General features: G+C 42.6%; 23 protein-coding genes. 14 read left to right on the forward strand and 9 right to left on the reverse strand.

Annotated elements, in window-relative coordinates:
- The first annotated feature begins 18 nt into the window (after positions 1-18).
- Together AAEM60_RS02735 and AAEM60_RS02740 are read left to right on the forward strand one after the other, a co-directional pair.
- The gene (locus AAEM60_RS02735) at positions 19-822 is read left to right on the forward strand and encodes an RDD family protein (protein ID WP_299741524.1); all 804 of its coding nucleotides are present in this window, start codon (positions 19-21) and stop codon (positions 820-822) included.
- A 303-nt stretch (positions 823-1,125) separates the two neighbouring features.
- Positions 1,126-3,087: a phospholipase D-like domain-containing protein gene (locus AAEM60_RS02740; RefSeq protein WP_299741526.1), complete on the forward strand. Its 1,962-nt coding sequence runs from the start codon at positions 1,126-1,128 to the stop codon at positions 3,085-3,087.
- A 495-nt stretch (positions 3,088-3,582) separates the two neighbouring features.
- On the opposite strand, the gene AAEM60_RS02745 is transcribed toward AAEM60_RS02740, so the two are convergent.
- Positions 3,583-3,870, reverse strand: coding sequence for a hypothetical protein (locus AAEM60_RS02745; RefSeq protein WP_044339178.1), 288 nt, complete (start codon positions 3,868-3,870; stop codon positions 3,583-3,585).
- Positions 3,871-4,137: 267 nt separating this feature from the next.
- Positions 4,138-4,938 carry a VLRF1 family aeRF1-type release factor gene (locus tag AAEM60_RS02750; protein WP_299741530.1) on the reverse strand — a complete coding sequence of 267 codons (801 nt, stop codon included), beginning with the start codon at positions 4,936-4,938 and terminating at the stop codon, positions 4,138-4,140.
- A 134-nt stretch (positions 4,939-5,072) separates the two neighbouring features.
- Here AAEM60_RS02750 and AAEM60_RS02755 point away from each other — a divergent pair, with 134 nt between their 5' ends.
- Both AAEM60_RS02755 and AAEM60_RS02760 read left to right on the forward strand, forming a co-directional pair.
- Positions 5,073-5,489, forward strand: coding sequence for a GNAT family N-acetyltransferase (locus AAEM60_RS02755; RefSeq protein ID WP_299741532.1), 417 nt, complete (start codon positions 5,073-5,075; stop codon positions 5,487-5,489).
- A gap of 164 nt (positions 5,490-5,653) precedes the next feature.
- A complete protein-coding gene (locus AAEM60_RS02760; RefSeq protein WP_299741533.1) occupies positions 5,654-5,887 on the forward strand; it encodes a hypothetical protein in 234 nt (77 codons plus the stop codon).
- 239 nt (positions 5,888-6,126) lie between these two features.
- Here AAEM60_RS02760 and aldA read toward each other — a convergent pair whose 3' ends face one another.
- Both aldA and AAEM60_RS02770 read right to left on the reverse strand, forming a co-directional pair.
- On the reverse strand, positions 6,127-7,575 hold the full coding sequence (aldA, locus tag AAEM60_RS02765; RefSeq protein WP_299741535.1) for an aldehyde dehydrogenase: 1,449 nt from the start codon (positions 7,573-7,575) through the stop codon (positions 6,127-6,129).
- Positions 7,576-7,842: 267 nt separating this feature from the next.
- Entirely contained in the window at positions 7,843-8,865 is a 1,023-nt protein-coding gene (locus AAEM60_RS02770; RefSeq protein WP_299742641.1) for an NADP-dependent oxidoreductase, read from the reverse strand.
- 110 nt (positions 8,866-8,975) lie between these two features.
- On the opposite strand from AAEM60_RS02770, the gene AAEM60_RS02775 reads away from it, so the two are divergent.
- Entirely contained in the window at positions 8,976-9,908 is a 933-nt protein-coding gene (locus tag AAEM60_RS02775; RefSeq protein ID WP_299741537.1) for a phosphotransferase, read from the forward strand.
- 26 nt (positions 9,909-9,934) lie between these two features.
- On the opposite strand, the gene AAEM60_RS02780 is transcribed toward AAEM60_RS02775, so the two are convergent.
- Positions 9,935-10,438 (reverse strand): peroxiredoxin family protein, encoded by a 504-nt coding sequence (locus AAEM60_RS02780; RefSeq protein WP_299741539.1) that lies wholly within the window; start codon positions 10,436-10,438, stop codon positions 9,935-9,937.
- A 170-nt stretch (positions 10,439-10,608) separates the two neighbouring features.
- On the opposite strand from AAEM60_RS02780, the gene AAEM60_RS02785 reads away from it, so the two are divergent.
- The gene (locus AAEM60_RS02785) at positions 10,609-10,926 is read left to right on the forward strand and encodes a phospholipase (RefSeq protein ID WP_299741541.1); all 318 of its coding nucleotides are present in this window, start codon (positions 10,609-10,611) and stop codon (positions 10,924-10,926) included.
- Between the two features lie 356 nt (positions 10,927-11,282).
- Positions 11,283-12,380 carry an acyltransferase gene (locus AAEM60_RS02790; RefSeq protein WP_299741543.1) on the forward strand — a complete coding sequence of 366 codons (1,098 nt, stop codon included), beginning with the start codon at positions 11,283-11,285 and terminating at the stop codon, positions 12,378-12,380.
- 84 nt (positions 12,381-12,464) lie between these two features.
- Here the strand turns inward: AAEM60_RS02790 and AAEM60_RS02795 are convergent, their stop codons facing one another.
- A complete protein-coding gene (locus AAEM60_RS02795; protein ID WP_299741545.1) occupies positions 12,465-12,908 on the reverse strand; it encodes a GNAT family N-acetyltransferase in 444 nt (147 codons plus the stop codon).
- Positions 12,909-13,189: 281 nt separating this feature from the next.
- On the opposite strand from AAEM60_RS02795, the gene AAEM60_RS02800 reads away from it, so the two are divergent.
- Complete coding sequence (locus tag AAEM60_RS02800) at positions 13,190-13,909, forward strand: 5-formyltetrahydrofolate cyclo-ligase (RefSeq protein ID WP_299741547.1); 720 nt, start codon at positions 13,190-13,192, stop codon at positions 13,907-13,909.
- Positions 13,910-14,057: 148 nt separating this feature from the next.
- On the opposite strand, the gene AAEM60_RS02805 is transcribed toward AAEM60_RS02800, so the two are convergent.
- From AAEM60_RS02805 to AAEM60_RS02815, 3 genes are all read right to left on the reverse strand, one after another.
- Positions 14,058-14,615 carry a carbonic anhydrase gene (locus AAEM60_RS02805; protein WP_299741549.1) on the reverse strand — a complete coding sequence of 186 codons (558 nt, stop codon included), beginning with the start codon at positions 14,613-14,615 and terminating at the stop codon, positions 14,058-14,060.
- Positions 14,616-14,650: 35 nt separating this feature from the next.
- Positions 14,651-15,148: a hypothetical protein gene (locus tag AAEM60_RS02810; RefSeq protein WP_299741550.1), complete on the reverse strand. Its 498-nt coding sequence runs from the start codon at positions 15,146-15,148 to the stop codon at positions 14,651-14,653.
- Positions 15,149-15,267: 119 nt separating this feature from the next.
- Entirely contained in the window at positions 15,268-15,918 is a 651-nt protein-coding gene (locus AAEM60_RS02815; RefSeq protein ID WP_299741552.1) for a cobalamin-dependent protein, read from the reverse strand.
- Between the two features lie 346 nt (positions 15,919-16,264).
- On the opposite strand from AAEM60_RS02815, the gene queF reads away from it, so the two are divergent.
- From queF to AAEM60_RS02845, 6 genes are all read left to right on the forward strand, one after another.
- Positions 16,265-16,762 carry a preQ(1) synthase gene (gene queF / locus AAEM60_RS02820; protein ID WP_034761195.1) on the forward strand — a complete coding sequence of 166 codons (498 nt, stop codon included), beginning with the start codon at positions 16,265-16,267 and terminating at the stop codon, positions 16,760-16,762.
- A gap of 125 nt (positions 16,763-16,887) precedes the next feature.
- Positions 16,888-17,787 (forward strand): DMT family transporter, encoded by a 900-nt coding sequence (locus tag AAEM60_RS02825; RefSeq protein ID WP_341357334.1) that lies wholly within the window; start codon positions 16,888-16,890, stop codon positions 17,785-17,787.
- Between the two features lie 255 nt (positions 17,788-18,042).
- Complete coding sequence (locus AAEM60_RS02830; RefSeq protein WP_299741562.1) at positions 18,043-18,891, forward strand: YitT family protein; 849 nt, start codon at positions 18,043-18,045, stop codon at positions 18,889-18,891.
- A 123-nt stretch (positions 18,892-19,014) separates the two neighbouring features.
- Positions 19,015-20,652, forward strand: a complete 1,638-nt coding sequence (locus tag AAEM60_RS02835; RefSeq protein ID WP_299741563.1) for a DUF2339 domain-containing protein — start codon at positions 19,015-19,017, stop codon at positions 20,650-20,652.
- Between the two features lie 79 nt (positions 20,653-20,731).
- On the forward strand, positions 20,732-20,845 hold the full coding sequence (locus AAEM60_RS02840; protein WP_098351140.1) for an RAxF-45 family protein: 114 nt from the start codon (positions 20,732-20,734) through the stop codon (positions 20,843-20,845).
- Positions 20,846-21,069: 224 nt separating this feature from the next.
- On the forward strand, positions 21,070-22,947 hold the full coding sequence (locus AAEM60_RS02845; RefSeq protein ID WP_341357335.1) for an ABC-F family ATP-binding cassette domain-containing protein: 1,878 nt from the start codon (positions 21,070-21,072) through the stop codon (positions 22,945-22,947).
- The last annotated feature ends 62 nt before the right edge of the window (positions 22,948-23,009 follow it).

Below are 23,009 nucleotides of genomic sequence, written 5' to 3' on the forward strand. Positions count from 1 at the left end.
ATAAGGGAGGGGATTGTAATGCATGAAGAACAAGTCGATATTAGAACCCCCGAATATGTTTCCCTGCAATTTCAGCCTGCAGGTTTAGGGAGCAGGGCTGCAGCCCTGATGATTGATCAGCTGCTGTTAACAATCGTAAACATCCTGATCCTTGTGCTCCTGTTTTTTGTGACGTCGGGGAATAATGGCATATTTAGTATGTTGGAAATCAACTCGACACTGTGGGGGATCGCCATCATCGCCATCTTCTTTCTCAACTGGGGGTATTTCTTTGCTTTAGAATTCTTCTGGGGTGGAAAGACGGTAGGGAAGCGATTATTGGGAATCCGGGTGATGCAGGAAAACGGACACAGTGTTACTCTCTTATCCTGTTTTATTCGCAATCTATTAAGAATCATCGATATGCTTCCTGTTTCCTATTTCATAGGTATGGTCATGATCTTCCTTCATTCTAAACATAAGAGGGTGGGGGATCTTGTAGCCGGAACCATCGTTGTTCATGAGCGACGCGTCAAAGGGAAACGAAAAGAAAAAGCCATCGTGAAGGAAATCCGCCGACGCGGCTTGAGGAAAGAGGATTTAACGGTGGAAGAGTGGGAATTAAAGCAGCTCGGTGCGAAAGAATGGAATCTGATTAAAACGTACAGTAACCGATTCGTTCAGCTCCCCCTTTCAGAACGAAACCAATTAACCAAAAAGCTTGCTCTGATCCTCTATCCGAAACTGGGATTAGAAATACAGGATAAAACCTATGAGGAGCTTGAGGATACCCTTCTCCTTTTATACCTGGCATTAAGCGAAGAGTGGGAATTTGAATGGTAGAAAGCAGCAGAGTCTGGAGAGGGCTTTGCTGTTTTTTTATTTGTCAGATGACAAGGACTTTATACCTGATAAAGATTCCTTGTGGCTATTAAAGCAATCTTTCAAGAAATTAGATAATGACATAGAAAATTAAGTAAATATAGTAGGATAATGGTGATAGAGGTTTACAATCACTAAACGTAATTTACAAAATAATTAGAAAAATAGTGTCCATTACCCCATTACATTACAAAATGCGACAAAATATACTTGTACTGTAATCATATAAATATATTTGTTATTTGCATTGAAAGGGGAAAGGGTATGAGGACGAAAAAGATATCTTTATCAATTGTCAGTATATTGTTTTTACTTACTGGAGGTTTCATCCAGCCTCAGGAATATATGGACAAGAGTATGGCGGCCGCACCCGGGTCTGCTGTCATCAATGAAGTGGCCTGGATGGGGACAACGGGATCCTATAACAATGAATGGATTGAATTGCACAATACAACCTCATCAGATCTATCCATAGATGGATGGGTGCTTGAAGCCCAGGATGGATCACCGAGTATCGGGTTAAGCGGTACAGTATCGCCAAACGACTATTTTCTTTTGGAAAGAACGAGTGATGGAACGATTTCAAATGTCGTAGCGGATCAAATCTATACAGGAAGCCTTGGGAATTCCAATGAAGTTCTGTATTTGAAAGATACCTCCGGCTCCATCATCGATGAAGTGAACAGCTGGTACGCTGGTGACAACACCACGAAAGCCACGATGGAACGAAACGACCGTTCTATCAGCGGTACGGATCCGGCCAACTGGAGCACAGCAACGGCTTCCTATGAAGGTGGATTTGGTACTCCTAAAGCAGCTAACTCACCGGCTCCAAGCAGTAATGGCAGCGAATCCCTCACGAATGTAAGCGAGGAACTTGGAGCCATCAACGTTTATTTCAACAAAAGCGCCTCCACTCAATACGCAATGCCGGGCAACGAAGCAAACTACAACGTGAACCTAGAAGATCGTCTCATTGAACGTTTGAATGAAGCAACCACGTCAATTGACTTTGCCACTTATGAAATCAATTTGCCCAGAGTGGTCGATACGCTGATGGCAAAAGCAGCACAAGGTGTGGACGTTCGAATCCTGGCTGATGCCAAGGATGGATCGGATCCTCATTACGCTGAACGCTATGAAACCATGCGTCTATACTTGGAAAAGCTTGTCCGAGGTCAGGATGGAGTAGTGGGATCAGCGGATGACGCTCATATCTTATCAGATTCCCCTATGTTTGTAGTCGAAGATACCGTGAAGCGGGCAGCTTATGATTTACCTGCAAGCTTCAGTGATTTCCCAGAGCGAAACGTGGCGGTTGGCAGCACGGTGACAACGGGCTATATGTTTGTAGAAGGAGAATTGAAAGGAACGGACAACTATTATTCTCCTGGGAATCAAATGCATAATAAATTTGCCGTGGTAGATGGAAAGTGGGTCTTCACAGGAAGTTGGAATTTCACCGTAACAGGCTTATATGGTTCTGAGGAAAACATGAACCAGGGGATCCTCGACGGAAACCAGCAGCATGTCGTCGAGGTTCACTCTCCTGAACTTGCCTCCATCTATAAAACGGAATTTGAAGAAATGTGGGGAAGTGGATCCACGACTCCAAATAATACAGCATCCAACTTTAGCACAAGAAAAGTCGATAATACACCTCATACGTTGACGATCGGCGGAGATACGGTGGAAGTGTACTTTTCTTCAGGTGACGATGCCGTTGGACGTATGACAGAACTTGTAAAAACAGAAGCAGATGAAAACGCATATTTCACCATTTTCGCATGGAGCGACCAAGCCCTTGTGGACGAATTGAAGAATAAGTGGGAAGGAAGCTATATGGATAACCAGGGAACGTTGACCGGCTTTGACGTGAAAGGTCTATTCGATTCCAGCTTCTGGAATCAGTGGTGGTCGGCAAGCATTGAAATGACAGGTAGAACGGCAACGCAAACGAGCACCAACAATCCTAACACGCGCTGGGCAAACCCGGCACCCGTGTTCAAGGCAAATGAAAGCCGCAAGCTTCATGCCAAAACCATGCTCATCGATGCCGACACAAACAGTGATCCGACCGTCATCGTAGGGTCGACCAACTGGAGTGAAAACGGCAATAATGTGAATGATGAAAACATGCTCATTATCCATGACGATGCCATCACGAATCAATTCCTGCAGGAGTTTAACGCTAGGTATGTGAATGCTGGTGGGGTTGTGCAGTAAGTTGAATGAACAGTTCCTTAAATTAGGCACAGATTGAAAAAAGAGGCTGGGACATAAGTGTTTTAGTCTAAGTAAAACCCGAACAAATCTGCTTCCTGGAAGGTGGATTTGTTCGGGTTTATTATTTATTTCGATACATTTGATTTTAGCTGTTTCCAGCGGTTGATTGGAGTGCAAGACGAAGACTCCCGCGGGAAAAGTAGCTTATGTGAGACCCGTCCGCTCCGGGACTTAGAGGCACATGTCATAAGTCAAACCGTCCAAGAAGGCAAAGAACACCTTCGTGGCCGCTTCGCCTTATGCCACCCGCCTCTATACAAAGCCCCTCCGCTTTTCTTCCCCGCAGGCTTGCCGAGGAGGCTCACGGGCTACCCGCGGAAAGCGTAGTCTTGCACGGAAATCATTGCGGTATTAAGAGCCTACACTTCTATTTTTTTCTTTACATCGTGGCACTTTAGTTTTGTCCCAGACTCTTTAATTGGTGCCATTTCTTGTTTACTCCATCCCGGGAGCCTTCTGAATTTCAAAAATAAGTACAATTGCAGTGATCGCATGGGCAATCAATCGGATGACCGGGAAGAAGTTTAAGAAGGAAGCAAGGATACCAAGGGCACTTCCAAGGATCGGCTGATCTTCTGATCTTGAGATATACAACACGCTCGCATGCCACAGAGCCACTAAACACAGGAGAAAAGGGATAGCATCTCCAGCAATATTGCCAAAGATCGGAACCGCTAAAAACAATTCGATTGAAAAGGACAACCATTTAATTCGTGAAAGCACGGACACACACCTCCTTATTTCAGTGTATGAATGAATGGGGGGCGTGTGCCTGTTTGAGGGAATTGTTTTTGGGGGAGGGGAAGATTGGTGGAGGAGGGCATTGGGCTGAATTTGTCTATGTATATAGAATGGCATATATAATGAAAAATATGGCATGGAAACCCCGGAAATGGCAGTTCGAAATACCCAGCGGAAAGCAACTCTCACATAACTTGTTCTCTAACCAATAGAGCCCGCCTTCTCATTCTAAGAAGGTGGGCTCTACGATTATGCCAGAAGTTTCTCTATAACCTTATGTTCATTCTCATTCAGCAAGTTTTTACCGATTGTTTCGTGAACCTCTTTATTCATGCTATCTTCCAATACAGCGGCTTCTTCTTTATCCCCGACGAGGACGATTCGTTCCCATTTTTCATCGGCGGCCTTTTTGTCCAGGATGCTGCCGAGGCTTTTCCACCAGCGTTGTTGGTTGGCCTTGAGGCGATTTTCGAATTCTTCCTGCTGATTGGCTTTTCCGCCGCCGCTTCCCATGCTGACGTCTGCGTGGTGAGGACCTTCATGCTTTCGCCAATCATCTGTTTCTAAATCGAACTCCATTAATTCGCTGGACTGAATCTCTCCAAAGGCAGAGGTGAGGATTTTGATTTGATTTTGCTGAAGAAGCACGAGTCCTGTGTAAGGATAATCTTTATGCAGGGATTTTAATTGATCCAGATGAGGGTTCTCCTCCCAATAGAAATTCGTTTCAACGGGTACTTGAAGTTCGAAGGTTTCCCAAATACCGCTATCTGCTGAGGCGAAGATGATAAAGCTTCTTGGCAGTTCACGTTCTAAACTATATACATAGTTTTCTACTTTCGGACGGATCGATTGAAGCCTTTCTTTTTCCTCGGGAGCACTTTCAAGGTATTCTTCCAGGCGGTTGAATCCGTTTTTGAGGGCGATTTTCCATTCGCCTCCCTGTTGATCGGGATCGCTGCGGTCCGTATTCAAGTATACAGTCAATAATTTATCAGGTTTTTGTAAGTACAAGTTTTCCAGTACGCTCAGTGTTTTTTTGAAAGGCATGTAATTCCTCCTTATAAAATGCTTACTTTTCATATAAACGGTAGAGACCCCTCTTAAACATCATTTTGTAAAAAAAGGAATTGACGAAAGGGATTTTATAGGAAAAAATAGGAGGGGATAAGGGAGGAGAACAAATGAATATAGAGAAGCAGTGGGTCCAGGAAGATAGCGATTACATACGTAAGAAATTAATCGAATACAATATGTCACAAGTAGATGAGCAGACAAAGACACCCCTGGAGCAAATCAGTTTTGTTATGAGAAACGATGAAGATGAAATCGTTGGCGGAGTGGTCGGAGAAATGTTCTGGCATCATCTCCATATTGATTATCTGTGGGTGGCAGATGACTATCGGCATGGAGGGTACGGCTCCAAACTGATTCACAGGATAGAAGAGCACGCCAGGGAGAAGGGATGCCATCTCGTTATATTAGATACATTCAGCTTTCAGGCCCCTCATTTTTATCAAAAATTAGGGTATAAGGAATTTGGTGTCCTTAAAGATTTTCCTAAGGGCCAAAGTCAGTATTTTATGGAGAAACGATTGTAGCAACCAGCCGGGACTGGTTGCTTTTTTTTCGATTGTAGGTTCCTTCTATAAAATCTCCAATATGCTTTTTAAGCCATTTTCTTAAAGAAATCAGATAAATCATGTTTTATGTTCTTTCCATCGGGTAAATATGTACTAAATAACACACGACGGGAGAGAATAAAGTGAGCTATATTAACCAGGGTAGAGAGCGTATTCAATTTGATCGAAAGGGTAAGAAAAAGGATTTACATATTCTGGAGTGCACACATTGTGAGAATGAATTCCGTTCATCGATGAATGTCAACCAAATCGAGTGCTCACATTGTTCAACATCTACAGATCCTAAATTGGACCTTTCAATTTTTAAAGTCATCGGATTTATTGAAAATCTTCAAGGGAGTGAAGTTCGTTGCTAAACAAGGACAAATTAGCCGATTTGAAAATGGATTTTAACGATATTCTTTGGATGAGTTCCGGAGTTGCCATTATTCTATTATTACTCGCTTTAGCAAATTTCTTTATCCTAGCCTAATCATATTGTTGTGATCGGAAAAGTCCTGTCTGCTTAGCAGGGCTTTTTTTGTTGGGCGAAACTCTCCATTGAAATAGCCTGCCCGCTTTTAGGAATAAAGCGGGCAGGCTTTTCTTTTAGTTGTTATCCTTTATAATTTTCATCATACTCAAGATAAACAACATGAGTTTCCAGGTATTCGTTAAGGCCGTGTTTTCCATCTGCTCCGCCGATTCCGGATTGACCTCGACCAGCGTGGAAACCATTGATGGCTTCGAAATTTTCCCGATTGACAAAGGTTTCGCCGTATCGAAGTTCATTGGAGGCTCTCATGATCTCATGAAGATTTTCACTGAAGATGGATGAAGAAAGACCATATTCAGTATCGTTGGCAAGCTCGATGACTTCATCAAAATCCTTGTATGTCATAATTGGAAGGACCGGTCCAAAGATCTCTTCCTGAATAATCTCCATATCCTGTTTTACATCTACGAGAATGGTAGGCTCGTAGTAGAAACCTTTATCCATATTGAGCGGTTTCCCGCCGGTAAGGATTTTTGCTCCTTTTTCAACGGCTGTATTAACCATTTCAGTTACGGTGTCAAGTCGATCTTTATTCACAAGAGGTCCGATGTCGTTATCCCGGTTTGTCGGATCTCCGACAGTCGTATTTTTCATCGCTTCGGTCATTTTGCTTATGAATTCCTCTGCTATATCCTCGTGGACATACACTCGTTCTGCGTTCGTGCATGCCTGCCCGGAGTTGGTGATTCTCGACGTTTTGATCTTTTCAACGGCAAGATCAATATTTGCATGCTTGGTGACGATGGCAGGTGCCTTCCCCCCAAGCTCCAGGTTTACTTTTGTAATGGACTTCGATGCGGCCTCCATCACTTTTGAACCAGCCGGGTAGCTTCCCGTCATGGATACCATGCGTACTTTAGGATGGCTGGACATTGGGTTTCCGATATCGGACCCTTTACCCGTTACCAGGTTGAAGACTCCTTTTGGCAATCCGACTTCGTCTATGATCTTAGCAAACTCACATGCGGTATTTGGCGTGTATTGACTTGGTTTCATTACAATCGTACAACCTGTCACAATCGCAGGGGCAACTTTCCTGGCGAGGATGAACATCGGAAAGTTCCACGGTACGATTCCTGCTACGACACCGATCGGTTTTTTGTAAACAAGGATGTTTTCATTCGAGCGCTCACTTTCAAGGATTTCACCTTCATATCTTAACGCCCAACCCGCCATGTACCGGAAATACTCGATGGCTAAATCGAGCTCACCCTCAGAGGCATCCAACGTTTTCCCGTTTTCTTCTGTCAGCATTTGAACAAATTGGTCTTTCCGTTCCTCCAGCTTATCGGCTATTTTATATAAATAGGAAGCACGCTCCTTGGAAGGGACCTTCTCCCACGAAAGAAAAGCAGAATGAGCAGCATCAATCGCGTGATTCACATCCTCTTCCGTCCCCATCTGAATGGAAGAAATCGTCTCCTCATTCGCAGGATTGATCACGTCCAGCGTATCCTTCGACGTACTATCCACAAACTCACCATTAATATACATCTGATACTTCTTCACGATTACTCCTCCTTGTAGAACTCTTTCTTATCATATCTCCTCCTTTTCCCGTTCAATGGGGAGGGATAAACATGGGGATGTGCGAGGGACCTCAATCACTCATATATTAACCTCTGAAATCTGAATACAAAGGGGGCTAAGTGAGTTTGTGGGTTCGGTTTTGGAGATAAAATGATTAGAGGGACGGACCTCATCCACTCAATCCTTCAATCGAAACGCTGATTTAATAGGATTTGAGTAAAAATGGAGGTCCGTCCCTCAGAAGGGCTACTTGCTTGATTCTGCGATTTTGACGAGTTGTTTGCCGATGTTTTTGCCTTGGAAGAGTCCGAGGAAGGCGTCGGTTACGTTTTCTAAGCCTTCTGTGATGGTTTCTTCGTATTGGAGTTTTCCTTGGGAAAGCCATTGGCCGAGTTCTGTTGCCCCTTCTTTGAAGCGGTCATTGTAGTCGTTGACGACAAAGCCTTTCATGAGTGCGCTTGATTTGATTAATCTGGTTTGTACGCGGGGTCCCAGATCACGATCCGTTTTGTTATAAGAAGAAATCGCTCCGCATACTGGTACGCGTGCATGCTTATTTAGTAAACTAAGGGCAGCGTCACCAATTTCACCACCAACGTTTTCGAAATACACATCGATGCCGTTTGGACAAGCTTCTTTTAACGCAGTATAGATGTTGTCCGTTGTTTTGTAGTTGATTCCTTCGTCGAATCCAAGCGTATCTGTCAGATAGCTTACTTTTTCATCCGAACCTGCAATCCCGACGACACGGGCTCCTTTGATTTTGGCGATTTGTCCAACTACAGAGCCGACTGCACCTGCAGCACCGGATACAACCACGGTTTCGCCTTCTTTCGGTTGACCGATGTCAAGGAGTCCGAAATAAGCGGTCAATCCAGTCATTCCCAGTATACTAAGGTGAGTAGAAATAGGAGCGACTTCAGGATCGATTGAGCGGATCTGCTTTTCGTCTGCAAGGGAATACTCCTGCCATGGCAGCATTCCTACAACGAAATCTCCTTTTTGGAAGTGTCCGGATTCTGACTCAACGACTTCTCCAACGGCTCCGCCAGCCAACGCTTCGTTCAATTGGAATGGTTCTACATACGACTTGGCATCAGACATTCTGCCCCGCATATAAGGATCCACGGAAAGATAAAGAGTCTTGACTAATACTTGACCTTCGGATGGTTTAGGAACTTCAATCTCTTTGAAGTTGAAATCCTCTTTAACAGGCATTCCTTCAGGACGGGCGACTAATTGAATTTGTTGCTGCTTTTCAGGTAACATCATGATTCCTCCCCGTAATTTAAGCTAGAATATATTTTCCGATTACTTGAAACTTATCACATGGAGTTTAGGTTCTACAAAGAATAACACTTGAGAAAGGTGGGGTGAATGTGGCGAATAGTTGGGATGCGGAGGTCGCTGTCACCATTGAACAGGCAAAAGCATTAATCGAGAATCAATTCCCGGAACTTCATCCAGCAAAAATTGACATCATTGACTATGGATTCGATAACACGGTCATGAATGTAAACAGTAGTTGGGTCTTTCGATTTCCACGACGGGAAATCGCCGTGAAGCTTTTAGAAACAGAAGGAAAGCTCTTACCGCTGCTCGATGCAAAGAATCTCGGACTCCGAATTCCGGTTCCGACCTTTTTTGGAGAGTCTTCCCCTCAATACAAATGGCCTTTTCTAGGCTACCGGTATGTCGAAGGAACGATTCCATCCCGAGCAAGTGGGGTAGTTAGAGAAGGGGAGTCAGCCCTTAAGTTGGCATGGTTTCTAAAGAAACTTCATCTGACGGATGTTTCAGAGGCCTTGAAACGGGGAGTACCTTATGATGAATTGAATCGTTTAGATGTTGAAAAACGAATCCCTGCTTTGGAGAAAAACATTCAGGAAATCATAGAACTAAACCTTTTTTTCCAGGCTGGAAAGTTAAAAGACTATCTTAAATACGTACCAATAAAGCCATTACCATCAGAAACCACACTGGTTCATGGCGACCTTCATTTTAAAAATATGGTTGTGAATGAGAATGGAATCTTATCAGGGATTCTGGATTGGGGTGACGTTCATATTGGCCATCGAGCCATTGATCTTAACCTCGCGTACAGTTATCTCAATCCCGCGGGACGGGAGTTGTTTTTTAAAGAATATGGCGAGGTAGAGGAAGTTGAGTTGGAATATGCCCGGTTCAAAGCCATCTGCACAAACGTTGTTCTGCTTCTTTATGGCTATCATGAAGAGCAGCCTCATACAGTTGCAGAAGCGCAGAAAAGTTTAGAACGTGCATTAAGAAGAGGGACGGACCTTGATGAGTAGCATCAAGGTCCGTCCCTCTTCAGATATCATTTAACGTTCTTTTGAATATACTTCACGATTTTTCTCAGTTCATTCGCGTGTGGACGGCCAAAGGGGCTCGTTTGTCTTTGCTGGTACATGGTTTGTCCTTTTTCGTTCACAAGGAAGTAAGCCGGTTCACCATGCTGTCCGTGATCCTCATAAGGGGCATCCTCATCGTGATAGAACACATCATAAGCTTTGATAGCCTCTAGTTTTTCGTCGGCTAAAACCGGAAATGTTAAATCCTCTTTGTTCGCAAACTCTTGTAAGTCCTCCAGTTTATCACTGGAAATCGCAAGTATGTGAACATTATGTTTTTCAAAATCCTCTTTGTTTGCTTGAAGTTCTCTTAACTCTTCCTGACATACCGGGCACCATGAGCCCCTGAAGAAAACGATAAGATGCCAGCTTTGATGTTCTTTTTGATGGTCCTCGAACGAGAACGTCTCACCTGAAACTGCCGGGAGCGTGAAATTTGGTACCGTATCATTTAATTGAAAAGTTGCCATTATTCATTCCTCCTATTTGTTTTCTTTCTAGTCAGATAGGCGTTAGGACAAACCTAACCAAATCATGAACATACAATAAAGTAATATATTTTGCTTACATGAAGTGTATTTCCCTTCATGCAAGAAACAAAACGTATGAATGTGTAAAGTGAGTAGAAAGGACGAAGGGTATGAGAAGAAATAAGACAGGTCCGAATCTGTGTGTGTTCCCAGGATACAAATGGTGCGGACCGGGATGCAGCGGCCCCGGTGCCCCCATCAATTCAGTTGACGCAGCATGTAAAGCCCATGATCTATGCTATGAGCAATACGGTCCAAGTTGCCGGTGTGATCGGATGTTCATGAGAAGACTTAAGAACGAAATCAATCCTGAGACTCAAAAAGGAAGGCATGCCTTTCTTCTTTATCAATATATGAAGCTCCAGACAAGGGTTACGTGTCAGGGGGATCGGTGTGGGAGGAATCGGTGTCGGGGGTCGTGGATTTAGGTATTAACCGCTTTGAGTGATCAAGCGGTTTTATTTTATTTGGAGTTAGAAGTGTATATAATCCAGTTATTTCCTCTTCTTCAAGTAAGTTGATGTTGAAATTTGTCGTTATTTGTTGAAAAATGGCTAGTGTACCCTATAAGACATTGTTCTTATTTTAGTAAATGATAATGCACAACTATTTTAATTTAAATAGATTTAACCCTGATTACAAAGGATTCCTTGAAGGTATTGTGGTATGAAAGTATTCCAAACGAAATTAGAACCAAAGTTGCCTTTTAAATTTGTACAGGGATTTTCATGCCTGATTCTATTACAATTACCTATGTTATTGTCAGCAAGAAAGGGGAGAGACTGTGTCAACAAAAAAGAAAAAATACCTCTTTGAAATACATTTTTTAAGAGCATTTGCTTGTTTAGCTGTTTTAGGAGTTCACGTATCAGCTACTTATTACTCCATGAATGATAATACGTTTAATTGGTTTTCATACTTCTTAAATCAAGTAGGTCGTTTTGGAACGCCTATATTTGTTGTGATTGCCGGTTTTCTATTATTCTATCAAGTAAAAAGAAACACGTATTCCTTTAATAAATTTGTCACTTCCAGAATATCAAAAATCATTATGCCATTGATACTATGGAGCTTGGTCTATCGTTTCTTGCTCTATTATTTTGATAATCAACAGATTGGAGCAATAAAGACAGAACTTGTGAAGATCTTTACAGGCGGTCACTTCTATCATCTCTATTTTATTGCTATTATCGTTCAATTTTATTTTATCTTTCCTATTCTGCAAAAAGTATTCAGAACGAAAATGGGATTGATTATATTAACCGTCATCTCATTTTTTATCAGTTATAAAATGATCGGGTTTGACCCTGGAATTGAAGGATTTATCGGAAACTTTATGGCAAGTAAATCATTTATGCCGTTATGGATTTTCTATTTCTCATTCGGTGGACTATTGGCCTTCTTCTGGGAGGATATTAGAGATTTTGCAACAGACTTTCCTTGGATGATGTTAGCCTTATCATTACTCATAACAGCAGGAGCAATCGTAGAGTATACACTCAATGGAGATCTGACCAACAGAAGAGCAAGTAATTTATTAAATATACCTCTATTAAGCATTGCTACAATTGGAATGTATCCTTTACTTTCTCATTGGAGTGTTTTGAAAAAGCCTCTGACGTTATTAGGAAAGTATTCTATGGGGATATACCTGATTCACCCCTTTGTTCTTCACTTGATGAAAATTTATTTACCTGCTTCTACGTGGAATATGATGTATTTGCCAGTAACATTTGTCGCCGTGTTAGTAATTTGTGTAGGATTGATCCGACTTATCCAGCAGGTTCCATTTAGCAGTTATTTCATTCCAGTACCAAAAATCAAAAAAACACCAAACAAAGAAAGTGTAAGGAATGTCTCATCAAAAGAAGCTACAGCATAGACGAAAGAACCGGGTTGAACGCCCGGTTCTTTTTTTGTGTGAACCTATAAATTGAGCCAAGTCGATTGAACTCCGGCAACCTTTTCACTTCAAGGGAAGAGTGTAGTGATACACGGTCTCTTCCTTTATATAACCATTCTTTTCATACAATGCCTGGGCATGAACATTGTCCCGGTCGGTTTCCAAAATAAGCGACTTTGCATTGGTTTGCTCAGCGTGCTCTTTGGCAGCGTCTAATAACATCTGTCCGGCCCCTTGATTTCGTGCTTCTTGAGAAACATAGAGGTCGTTCAGTTTCCAAATCCGCTCCATGTAAATAGAGGAGAAAGAAGGGTACAACTGTGTGAAGCCTACATAACTTTCTTTTTCGACCGCAACAAAAATGACAGATTCATCCCGTGATAATCGTTCTTCAAGATACCGTTTTGCTGCAGACCTATCCGTCACTTGATGATAAAACATACGATAAGAATTAAAAAGGTCCACAATTCCTTCTAAGTCTGAAAGTCGTGCCCGAGCTACCTTCATCCAATCCCTCCCTATATACATTATTTTATGAGAGTGGGGAGAGAACATGCTTGTGATGATGAGAATGATGTGGGGGAGGAAAAGGTCTGTTCTCGAGAAGAATAATAGGTAAGATCTGAAAAAGAGGTTAAAGAGACGGAAAATGTTGCATTCAAGGTGGATAATGCAAGCCCGGGAATGGATAAAGATAGTGTATTGCGCCTGTTTTAAAAGTATTTTGTATAATGATAACGAAAAAGTTTTAGTTCTATCGATTTGAAAAAAAGGGGGAAAGCAAAAGAATGATTGAGAAAGATGAAATCAGGCATAAAGTATGGAATCGGTTGACGGAAAATAAATTAGGCCGGTTTCCATTTCCGTTAGTTGGCCGGATTCCGAATTTCAAAGGGGCAGAAAAGGCAGCCGAGTTTGTTCAGAGTATGGATATTTACAAGGATGCTCAAGTGGTAAAAGTAAACCCAGATGCACCGCAGCTTCCACTTCGGGCAACTGTGTTGAAAGACGGGAAAACCTTGCTCATTCCAACACCGCGCTTGAAGGACGGATTTGTCATGATTAAGCCTGAATGGGTGCCCCGGGGAGAAGAGAAAAAGGCAGCGAGTATCAAGCATATGAACTCTTACGGTCAAGTCGTGCCGCTCACGGACATACCTCCCATTGACCTAATCGTCGTAGGTTCCGTTGCGATTCATCGTGATGGGAGAAGGCTTGGAAAAGGAGAGGGATATGCCGATCGTGAATATGCCATCCTGCGTGAAATCGGAAACAAACCAGTGCCGGTCATCACCACCATTAACAGTGAGCAGCTTGTAGGTGACGACATCCCAAGAGATTCCTATGACCTGGCCGTCGACTGGATCATCACCGAAGAAGGCATTACAGAAACCCGTACTCCATACCCAAAACCACACGGCATCGAATGGGACCACGTAACCGAAGACGAAATGGAGAAGATGCCAATTCTGAAGGAGTTGAAGAATTTCTCTGGAGGCGCACTTTAAATTATAATCAATTGGCAAGAATGCTATAGGGACGGGCTTTTGTAAAAATTGGAGGTCCGTCCCTCTAAAAAAATCCCTGAAGGCAAATTCGCCTTCAGGGATTTTTGGGTAATGCTTGTCGCCTCTGGGCAAAGCCCTTCTGCTTTTCTTAGTATCCTTCTACTACCAAATCAAGTTTCCCTGTTTCAGGACTGATGACAAGTCCGTGGACAGGAATCTTTTTATCCATCAATGGATGGTTTTTGATCATGTCGACGCTGTGGGCGACGCTTTCCTGTACTGAGCTGAAGCCTTTCAGCCAGTCGTGGAGGTCGATGCCGGAGTAGTTGACGGTGTCGAGTGTTTCTTCTGGAATCCCACGGTCCTTCATTTTGTCCAGGATTTTGTGGCTGTCAATGGCGCTCATGCCGCAGTCATGGTGACCGATTACGAGTACTTCGTCGGCTTGAAGCTCATACACCGCAACGAGGAGGCTGCGCATGATACTACCGAATGGGTGACTCACTACCGCACCGGCGTTTTTAACGATTTTCACGTCGCCATTTTTCATGTTCATGGATTTAGGCAGAAGCTCCACTAGACGGGTATCCATACAAGTAAGAATGACTAAGCGTTTGTCTGGAAACTTGGTTGTTCTGTACTCTTCGTACGATTGTTCTTGTACAAACTGTTGGTTGTAATCAAGTATGTTCGTTAATAATGTCATGTCGTCTTCTCCAATCTCCTATAAAATTATTTTTATCACTTCACATTTTGTTGAAGGTGATTTTCTATCTCTTTTATTTTATCCATAATTTCTTGTCGATTCCAATCAGAAGTATTTGAAAGCTTCAAATAAAGAGAAGATACTTTAGCCAATACTTCTGTCAAATTCGGTTCTTTTCGTGGATACGTGGATTTACCCATGAGGTCAAATAAGCCATTCATTTGATCTGACACTTTCTTATACTGATCATCTTTTGAAATGACCGCTACATGGAAATATTGCTGCATATCTGAAAACTGATAAAAAATATCGAACAGTTCAAATGTGCTGTTTTTCTTCAGGTTCAATTCAATTTCACCGAAGGGATTTTTATGAATAATCCGAGCGAACTTTGGGGAACTTTCTTCTTCTATAATAGACATGAAGTTTTCCCCGGGCTTTAAAAGGTCGTACCCTGTATTGGAAGCATCAATTAAATTAAATTGCCTATCCAATAGTAAATAAGGAATCGGGCATAAATGCAGGTTTTCCACATGATCACTCCTTTGGGCAGGTTAATGGACGTCATTGCCCGTTCCTCGCTACAGAGAAGGTTTCATGTGGGATAACATTCAGTGAACCTTATTATGTTTGGCTATTTAGGATTAAGGAGCTAGCCTTTCTGGAAGACAAGCTGTTCAGACATATCTGTCAGATACGCATTGAGCTCTAACAAGTCATTAAAGCTTTCTACCTGTGGTTTCTCCAGAAAATCGAGGGTATAGTTTGAAATCAATCGGCCCCCAACTAGAATTTCAACTTCTTGATTATGCTCTCTAATCTCTTCGATGCACTCTTTCAATCGAGTTAGTTCCGTTGTCATACCGATGGATATTCCAATGGCATGAGGTTTCCAAGCATTAATGAAGGTCAATGCATCTTTGACAGGGACATTGGCTCCTAAGTAACGAGTATTCCATTGCTTTTCTTTGAATACTTCGTTAGCAAGCTCCAACCCCAGACTGTGATGTTCACCCTCTATACAAAATAAAAGAGCTTTAGGGTGGTTTTCTAAAGCTTCTTGATGGGTAAATACGGTAGCAAGTAAATATTTAAGAGTTGCAGTAGCCAGATGCTCATCTGCAACGGTAATTTGATTCTTCTCCCAAAGATCACCAATTCTATACATAGATGGTTTTATGATTTTCTCGTAAAAAGTAAAATTATCTATTTTTGAGTGAATAGAAGACGAATGTAATTCCATTAATGAATGCACGTCTCCTGCGAGAATAGACTTGGTGAAAGCCTTGACCAGCTGATTCATTTATGATCACTCCCAGCAAAAATACCAATTACTATATTCAATAGATAGAATTGAAATTCCTGCTACAAATTTCAATCTATAATTGGATTGACTTTCCCTATATTCTTATTTAATATAACCTCTGTATCACTAATAATCGCTCAAGTACCTGAGAGAGGTTCATAGCATTAACCCTCTATAAAAAACTATGGTTCTATGAATCAAACATGTGGTTTTCTTAAACATGTTATCCTTTAAGCGTAACAGGATATAACAATTTTTGCAATTTTACTGCCTGTTACTCCGATTCTTAGGCTAATGCTATGTCCTCCTTCATTCGAGGCACTCTGAAGAGGAGGATTTTTACATGTCAGGAAGAAAAGACGAAGATTTAACAGATCTATCATTATTAGGAAATCAAGGAACAAATTACTTATTCGAGTATGCTCCACACATTTTGGAAGCATTCGACAATAAGCATCCAAACCGGGACTATTTTGTGAAATTCAACTGTCCTGAATTCACAAGTCTCTGTCCGAAAACAGGTCAACCGGATTTCGCTACCATCTACATTAGCTATATACCAGGTGAAAAGATGGTGGAAAGCAAATCACTCAAACTCTATCTATTCAGCTTCAGAAATCATGGTGATTTCCACGAAGACTGCATGAACATCATCATGAACGATCTGATCGAATTAATGGACCCTCGTTATATCGAAGTATGGGGGAAATTCACCCCACGCGGTGGAATAAGCATTGATCCATACTGCAACTACGGGAAGCCTGGTACCAAATACGAAACGATGGCCGACCACCGGTTGATGAATCATGACTTGTATCCTGAGAAGATAGATAATCGATAGTATGGAAGGACGATTCCACTCAAGGAATCGTTCTTTTTTTGTTTAATGATAGGCTGATATTTCTATTGCCGAAATAAATAGCGAGGACTATACTTGCGAGAGAGTTAGAAAAAGGAGGGAGCGGGATGAAACCATTAAACGCATCTCTTTGTGTGCTGATCGGTGCCAGCTCATACGGAATTCATGCTTCTGTCGTGAAGCTTGGATTTGATGAAGGATACTCGGTGTCAGAAGTGACGGGTGTTCAATATTTATTTGGAGTGGCGATGCTATTCCTTGCTTTTCTTTTTACGAAAAAAATTAACCTAAGTAAGAAACATTGGATTTCGCTCCTTGGAGTCGGGGTTTTACTCAGTATGACGGGGATCTTTTATGGACTCAGTCTTCATGCAGTACCTGCATCCATTGCGGTAGTCATGCTTTTTCAGTTTACGTGGATAGGCGTTTTGATTGAATCCATCTATATGAAGAAACTTCCTTCCAATAATAAGTTGGTGTCTGTATTATTTCTTTGGATGGGAACTCTCTTGGCAGGCGGAATCGGCTCTTCATCAGGCTTCAGATGGATGGAAAACAGTATGGGGATCCTATTTGGATTCTTTGCAGCCATCACCTTCGCCCTGTTTATTTTCTTCAGCGGAAAAGTGGCGAAAGAAGTACCGACGATTCAGAAGAGCATGATGATCACCCTTGGTGGTCTGCTCGTCGTCCTTATCGCGTTTCGCCCGGCTTTTCTAACAGAACCGGTGCAAATTGTAGAGATGGCTGACTTCGGCTTTCTTGTCGGGATATTCGGAAGCATCCTTCCTGTCGTATTCTTCGCCATTGGCACACCACATATCGATTCGAGTCTATCGACCATCATGGGGGCAGCGGAACTTCCGGCTGCAATCCTTGCAGCCATGTGGATCTTGCAGGAGCAGGTCCTTCCCTTGCAGTTCATTGGCATCCTGCTCATATTAATCGGGATTGCCATTCCCCAGTTTCATATAAGACCTACCCAACCACGGAAACAATACGGGTAAAAGGAAGCTCTCTTCTATGATGAAGGGAGCTGCTTTACGGTGGAGGCTAAAACTCCTCTTATACCCTGAATGTTTACTCTTAAACCTAAACCCCATCCTCATCACATCTGCAAACCCTTCCAATTTTCACAATTATTAAACCTTATTTTTTTACCCGTATTCCCTTTACAAAGGGTCTTTATGGGCTTTATAATCCCGTTGTTCAACTCTTTACGGAAAACCAAAAAAATTTTAAAGAAAAAGGAGGTTGCGGTGATGCGACAAAGAATATTTTCCTTCTTAATGATGAATCTCGGTGCATTTCTTGTTTCGGTGAATGTCCATTTTTTCTTATCGCCTAATAATTTAGCGACAGGGGGAGTCAGTGGATTGTCGATCATCATGAACGATCTATTTCCGGGTCTTTCACTTGGACTGTTCATGATCATTATCAATATCGTGTTATTTATCGTCGGTGTGATCTTTCTCGGGTTTAACTTCGGTGCGAAAACCATTTACGCAAGTTTCGCCCTTTCATTCTATGTCTGGTTATTAGAGAAATTTGCTCCGATGAGTGCTCCATTAAGTGATGATATATTGATTCAATTGATCATCGGTCAATGCATTGCCGCAACCGGGATGGCCATTGTGTTCAACCAGCAGGCATCAACGGGTGGAACGGATATCGTGGCCCTGATCTTTAATAAATATTTTAATATAGATGTTGGCAGAGGCGTTTTACTGGCAGATTTATCAATCGCTATGTCCTCAGCCGTACTATTCGGACCGCAAGTCGGTATGTATGCATTCTTCGGTGTCATCCTGAACGGTCTGGTTATCGATTATGCATTGCAACAATTCAATTCAAATAAAGAGATTGTGATCATCAGCCGATACAGCGATGAAATCAAATCTTACATCGTCCATGAACTTGGAAAAGGAGCGACGATCCATACGGCAACGGGAGCCTTCACTTCCGACGAAAAGGAAGTTATTACAACGATCCTTGGTCGCAAGGACTTTTCCAAGTTAAAAGGGTTCATCACCCAGGTCGATAATCGTGCCTTCATCACGGTTCATACGATGAATGAAATACTAGGTCAAAACTTTAAACGACTGGCATAGAAACGAAGCTTCACCTTTATACAGGGTGGAGCTTTTTTATGTGCAAAAATAATTTTCGACCACAAAAAAATAAAGGAAAATATTGGCCTCTTCCTGTATAAATAGAAGGTAGGGGGTGGAAATATGGAGAAAGAAGAGTTTGAACGCCTGGAACGAAAAATCAGCACTCTGGAAAAAGAGCTATACCTTGTGAAAAGGCAGTTGATTCAAGCGAAAAGTGAAAGTGAAGCGACTGTCATTCAAAAAGCAGAAGTGTATGAAGAACCTGAGAAGCAGATCCCTGCTGAGGAAAATGAGCACTTCATTGAAAAAGAGCCCTTCGACTTTTCAGTGGAACGCTGGCTTCCGAAAGTGTTTCTGTTTGTGTTATTGATAGGCAGTATCTGGGGCTTTATGGCTGCTTCTCAAAATGGCTGGGTTACGCCCGGATTGAGGGTGTTAACGGGGGCTGTCATCAGTATTGGGATGTATTTCTTAGGAGAACGGTATATCAGGGATCAGAGGAAATTAGCCCTCACACTGCTATCGGGAAGCATCGTCCTTGCGATCATTACGTTATTCTCAGCAAACATCTTATATGGATATATAAGTGGACTCATCACGAATCTACTATTACTCGTCATTATTTCTCTCGGACTGTGGACTTCCCATAAGCATGGTTCTGAAGTGATCCTGTGCTTGATCGGGGCAGGAGCGTATCTGTTTCCGTTTCTTTTTGCAGGGGATGAGCGGAATGAGTGGTTGTTTTACGGATATGAGTTAGTATTGTTCTTTGTTTTAATGACGTTCAGTACGGTGAAACGATACCGGATTGCCTGGAATATACACTATTATTTACTTTATTTCTCATTGTTTTTCTTTGCGGCCTTCGGGGTAGGGGCGATGACGCTGACCATTCTGATTCCATTTGCGATTCAGCATGCCTATGTTTTACTGTTGATCGTGCTGGGCCGGGATGAGCGGGTAAGTGCCGAAATGATTCCTGCTTTGGTATCAGGCTCATTTATCCTTCTTGGATTGTTGAATGATATTTACGCAGTGATCCCGCTCTTTTATTATGTGACTTTCGCTGCGGTGTATATCGGCGTATCGTTCATTGAACCGAAGGAAAAGAAACAAACAAAGGATGTTCTGCTGGTCTTAGGTTTCCTGCATGTGCTCCTCTTCTTACTTGAACTATTCGAATACGATTGGCGCTTTGTCTTAGTCGGCATTCAGGCTACTGCCCTTTTATGGCTTGCGGGAAGAAGGGAAAGCTATCTTGGTTTGATCGCTTCCATTCTTTTGATGATGGGTTCATTCCTCGGGGTACCGGGTGGTGCATCTGATGATTTCTTTACGATTGAGCTGCCGATTTTTGTGATCGCTTTTGGGTATGTGCATCTGTTTTCCCGCTACAATAAGAGTGAGTCCTCGTTCTTAAACGTGTCGACAACGGCGATTAAAGTCGTGTTGACGGGGCTTGTGATGTTCTTCGTATTACGTTTAACGGATTTCATTGTGATCGGCTGGGAATATACCCCGCGGACAACCGCCTTCACCGTAGCGATTGCGGCTCTGTCCATTGCTTATCTCATCTTCGGTGAAAGCAGGAAGGACACCTTTTACCGCTGGGTGGGGATCAGCTTTTTAGCTCTGGCATTGATCAAATTCTTCCTGGCAGATCTCGTGTTCCTGGATTTCACGATCCGTGCCATGATCCTGATTCCAATCGGGGCGATCGGTCTTGTGTTATCAAGAATTTTATATAAAAAGAAATAAACACATTGCAAAAGCTTTCAGAATAATTATATAATGATGATATTAACTAACGTGTAATGGAGAAGGAGGTGGAATTGAGATGAATCGTTCTGTAGGGTTGCGTGGAAAGTATTTAGACTATATTTACATTTGCCGTGCAATTTTTCATGCATTTGCGTTCAAGGGGACACGTATGCCCTTTTTCAGCAAGTGAATATGAATACTGAACGGTAAGAGGTCTCAATTCCAATCACTTTTCTATAAAGAATCGGAAAAAGGGGGCGTTTTCGCTCTCTTTTTTTATGCCTTCTTTTATAAAAGGGGGAAATGCGTACAATCGCATTTCATGTCAGCCATGGGTGAGCCTTCTGCTTCCTCATGGCTTTTTTGTGATAAAAACCTCTTACCTTAAAATAGATGACCGAAAGGAAGAGGAAAATGATACTATGCAGTGCACAGGAATTAAGCAAGATGTTTGGAGGACATTTAATATTTGAGGACTTATCCTTTGAAATACCAGAAAGAGCAAGAGTCGGTCTCGTTGGCAGAAATGGGACGGGGAAGACGACGATATTTAAATTATTATCAGGAGTCGAATCCCCTGATAAAGGTCTTGTTCATTTAAAGAAGGGAGCCAGGGTAGGCTACCTTGCGCAAATCCCTCATTATCCGGAAGGTACGAAAGGACTTGACGTATTACGCTCTGCGTTTTCCGAATTAATCAAGACCGGTGAGCGATTAAAAGAATTGGAATATCAAATGGGGACGGAGCAAGATGCCGATACTCTCAACCGATTATTAGAGGAATACGGCAAAACCCAGGACCGATTCACTCTTGCCGGGGGATATGAAATTGAATCCAATATTTCAAAGATCGTCAATGGATTGGACATCAGTGAATTGGTGGATAAGGACTTCAATGACTGCAGCGGTGGGGAACAAACGAAGCTTTGTTTAGGCTTGATACTTTTGCAAAAACCTGACCTTCTGCTCCTTGATGAACCAACGAACCACCTGGATATCGGAGCCGTGGAATGGCTGGAGGATTTTTTGAGAGAGTATGAGGGCACCGTCGTCTGTATTTCCCATGATCGCTATTTTCTCGATAACGTGATTACGAAGGTGTATGACTTAGAGGACGGGGAATTGACGATTTATCATACGAATTACTCCGGTTTTGTGAAGGAAAAGGAAGAACGTTTGATGATCGAATTTCAAGCCTATCAGGAGCAACAGAAGAAAATCAAGAAAATGAAAGAAGCCATTAAACGATTGAAAGAATGGGCTAATCAGGCTAATCCTCCTAACGAAGCTTTGCATAAACGGGCACGTAACATGGAGAGGGCGTTAGAACGGATGGAGAAGATCAAGCGCCCGGTTCTGGACCGTAAGAAGATGGGATTGGAATTTGAGGAAACGGATCGAAGCGGGAAAATCGTTTTTTCCATGGAGGGTGCTTCAAAGGCTTATGGAGACAAAAGCTTGTTCAGTGGCGCCGATCTCCTCGTCCACTTCAAGGATCGTACTGCGATTGTCGGACAGAATGGAACCGGTAAATCAACGATTATCAGAATGCTTCTCGGGGAAGAAACCGCCGATGCAGGTGTTGTGAAAGTCGGAAGCAACGTGAAATTAGGTTACCTTTCTCAGCACTTTACGGTGGCGGATCCAAGTGTTCGTTTGATTGATGCGTTCCGGGAAGAGGTTCCAGTGACAGAGGGGGATGCCCGGCATATTCTAGCTAAATTTTTATTTTATGGACCGAATGTGTTCAGGAAAGTAGGCCAGCTGAGCGGTGGGGAAAAAATGAGACTCCGCCTTGCCCAATTGATGCATCAGGACATTAACTTCCTTGTCCTTGATGAGCCGACGAACCATCTGGATATCGACTCACGAGAAGTGTTGGAGGACGCCCTGGAGGACTTTAAAGGCACGATCCTGGCTGTCTCTCATGACCGGTACTTTTTAAATAAGTTATTTAAGAAAACGTACTGGATTCATAAAGGGGAGCTCTATTTCTTTGATGGACCCTATAGCTGGGCAAAAGAAAAGCTGCCTGAGCTGGTTCCCCAGGAAGTGCCTGCAACACCCGTGAAAAAACAAGCAGCCCCTAAAGCTGTGCCGAAAAAAGCGTCGCGGACGATGGAGGAAATAGAAGCTGAGCTTGAACAGGTTGAAGAAGAAATTTTTGCTATTGAAGAGAAGCTTCTCTCACAAGGGGACTTGGACATTCTTCAGGAGTTATATAGGGAAAAAGAACAGAAAGAGCAGGATCGGGACAAAATGTATCAGGAGTTAGAAGAATTATTGGCGTAGGGAAGAAGGGGGATGACGACGGAGTCATCTCCCTTCCATTATTTCCAAAGACCTTTGTATAA

Origin of the sequence: Rossellomorea sp. y25 (genome assembly GCF_038049935.1) — a bacterium.
Taxonomy (GTDB): Bacteria; Bacillota; Bacilli; order Bacillales; family Bacillaceae_B; genus Rossellomorea.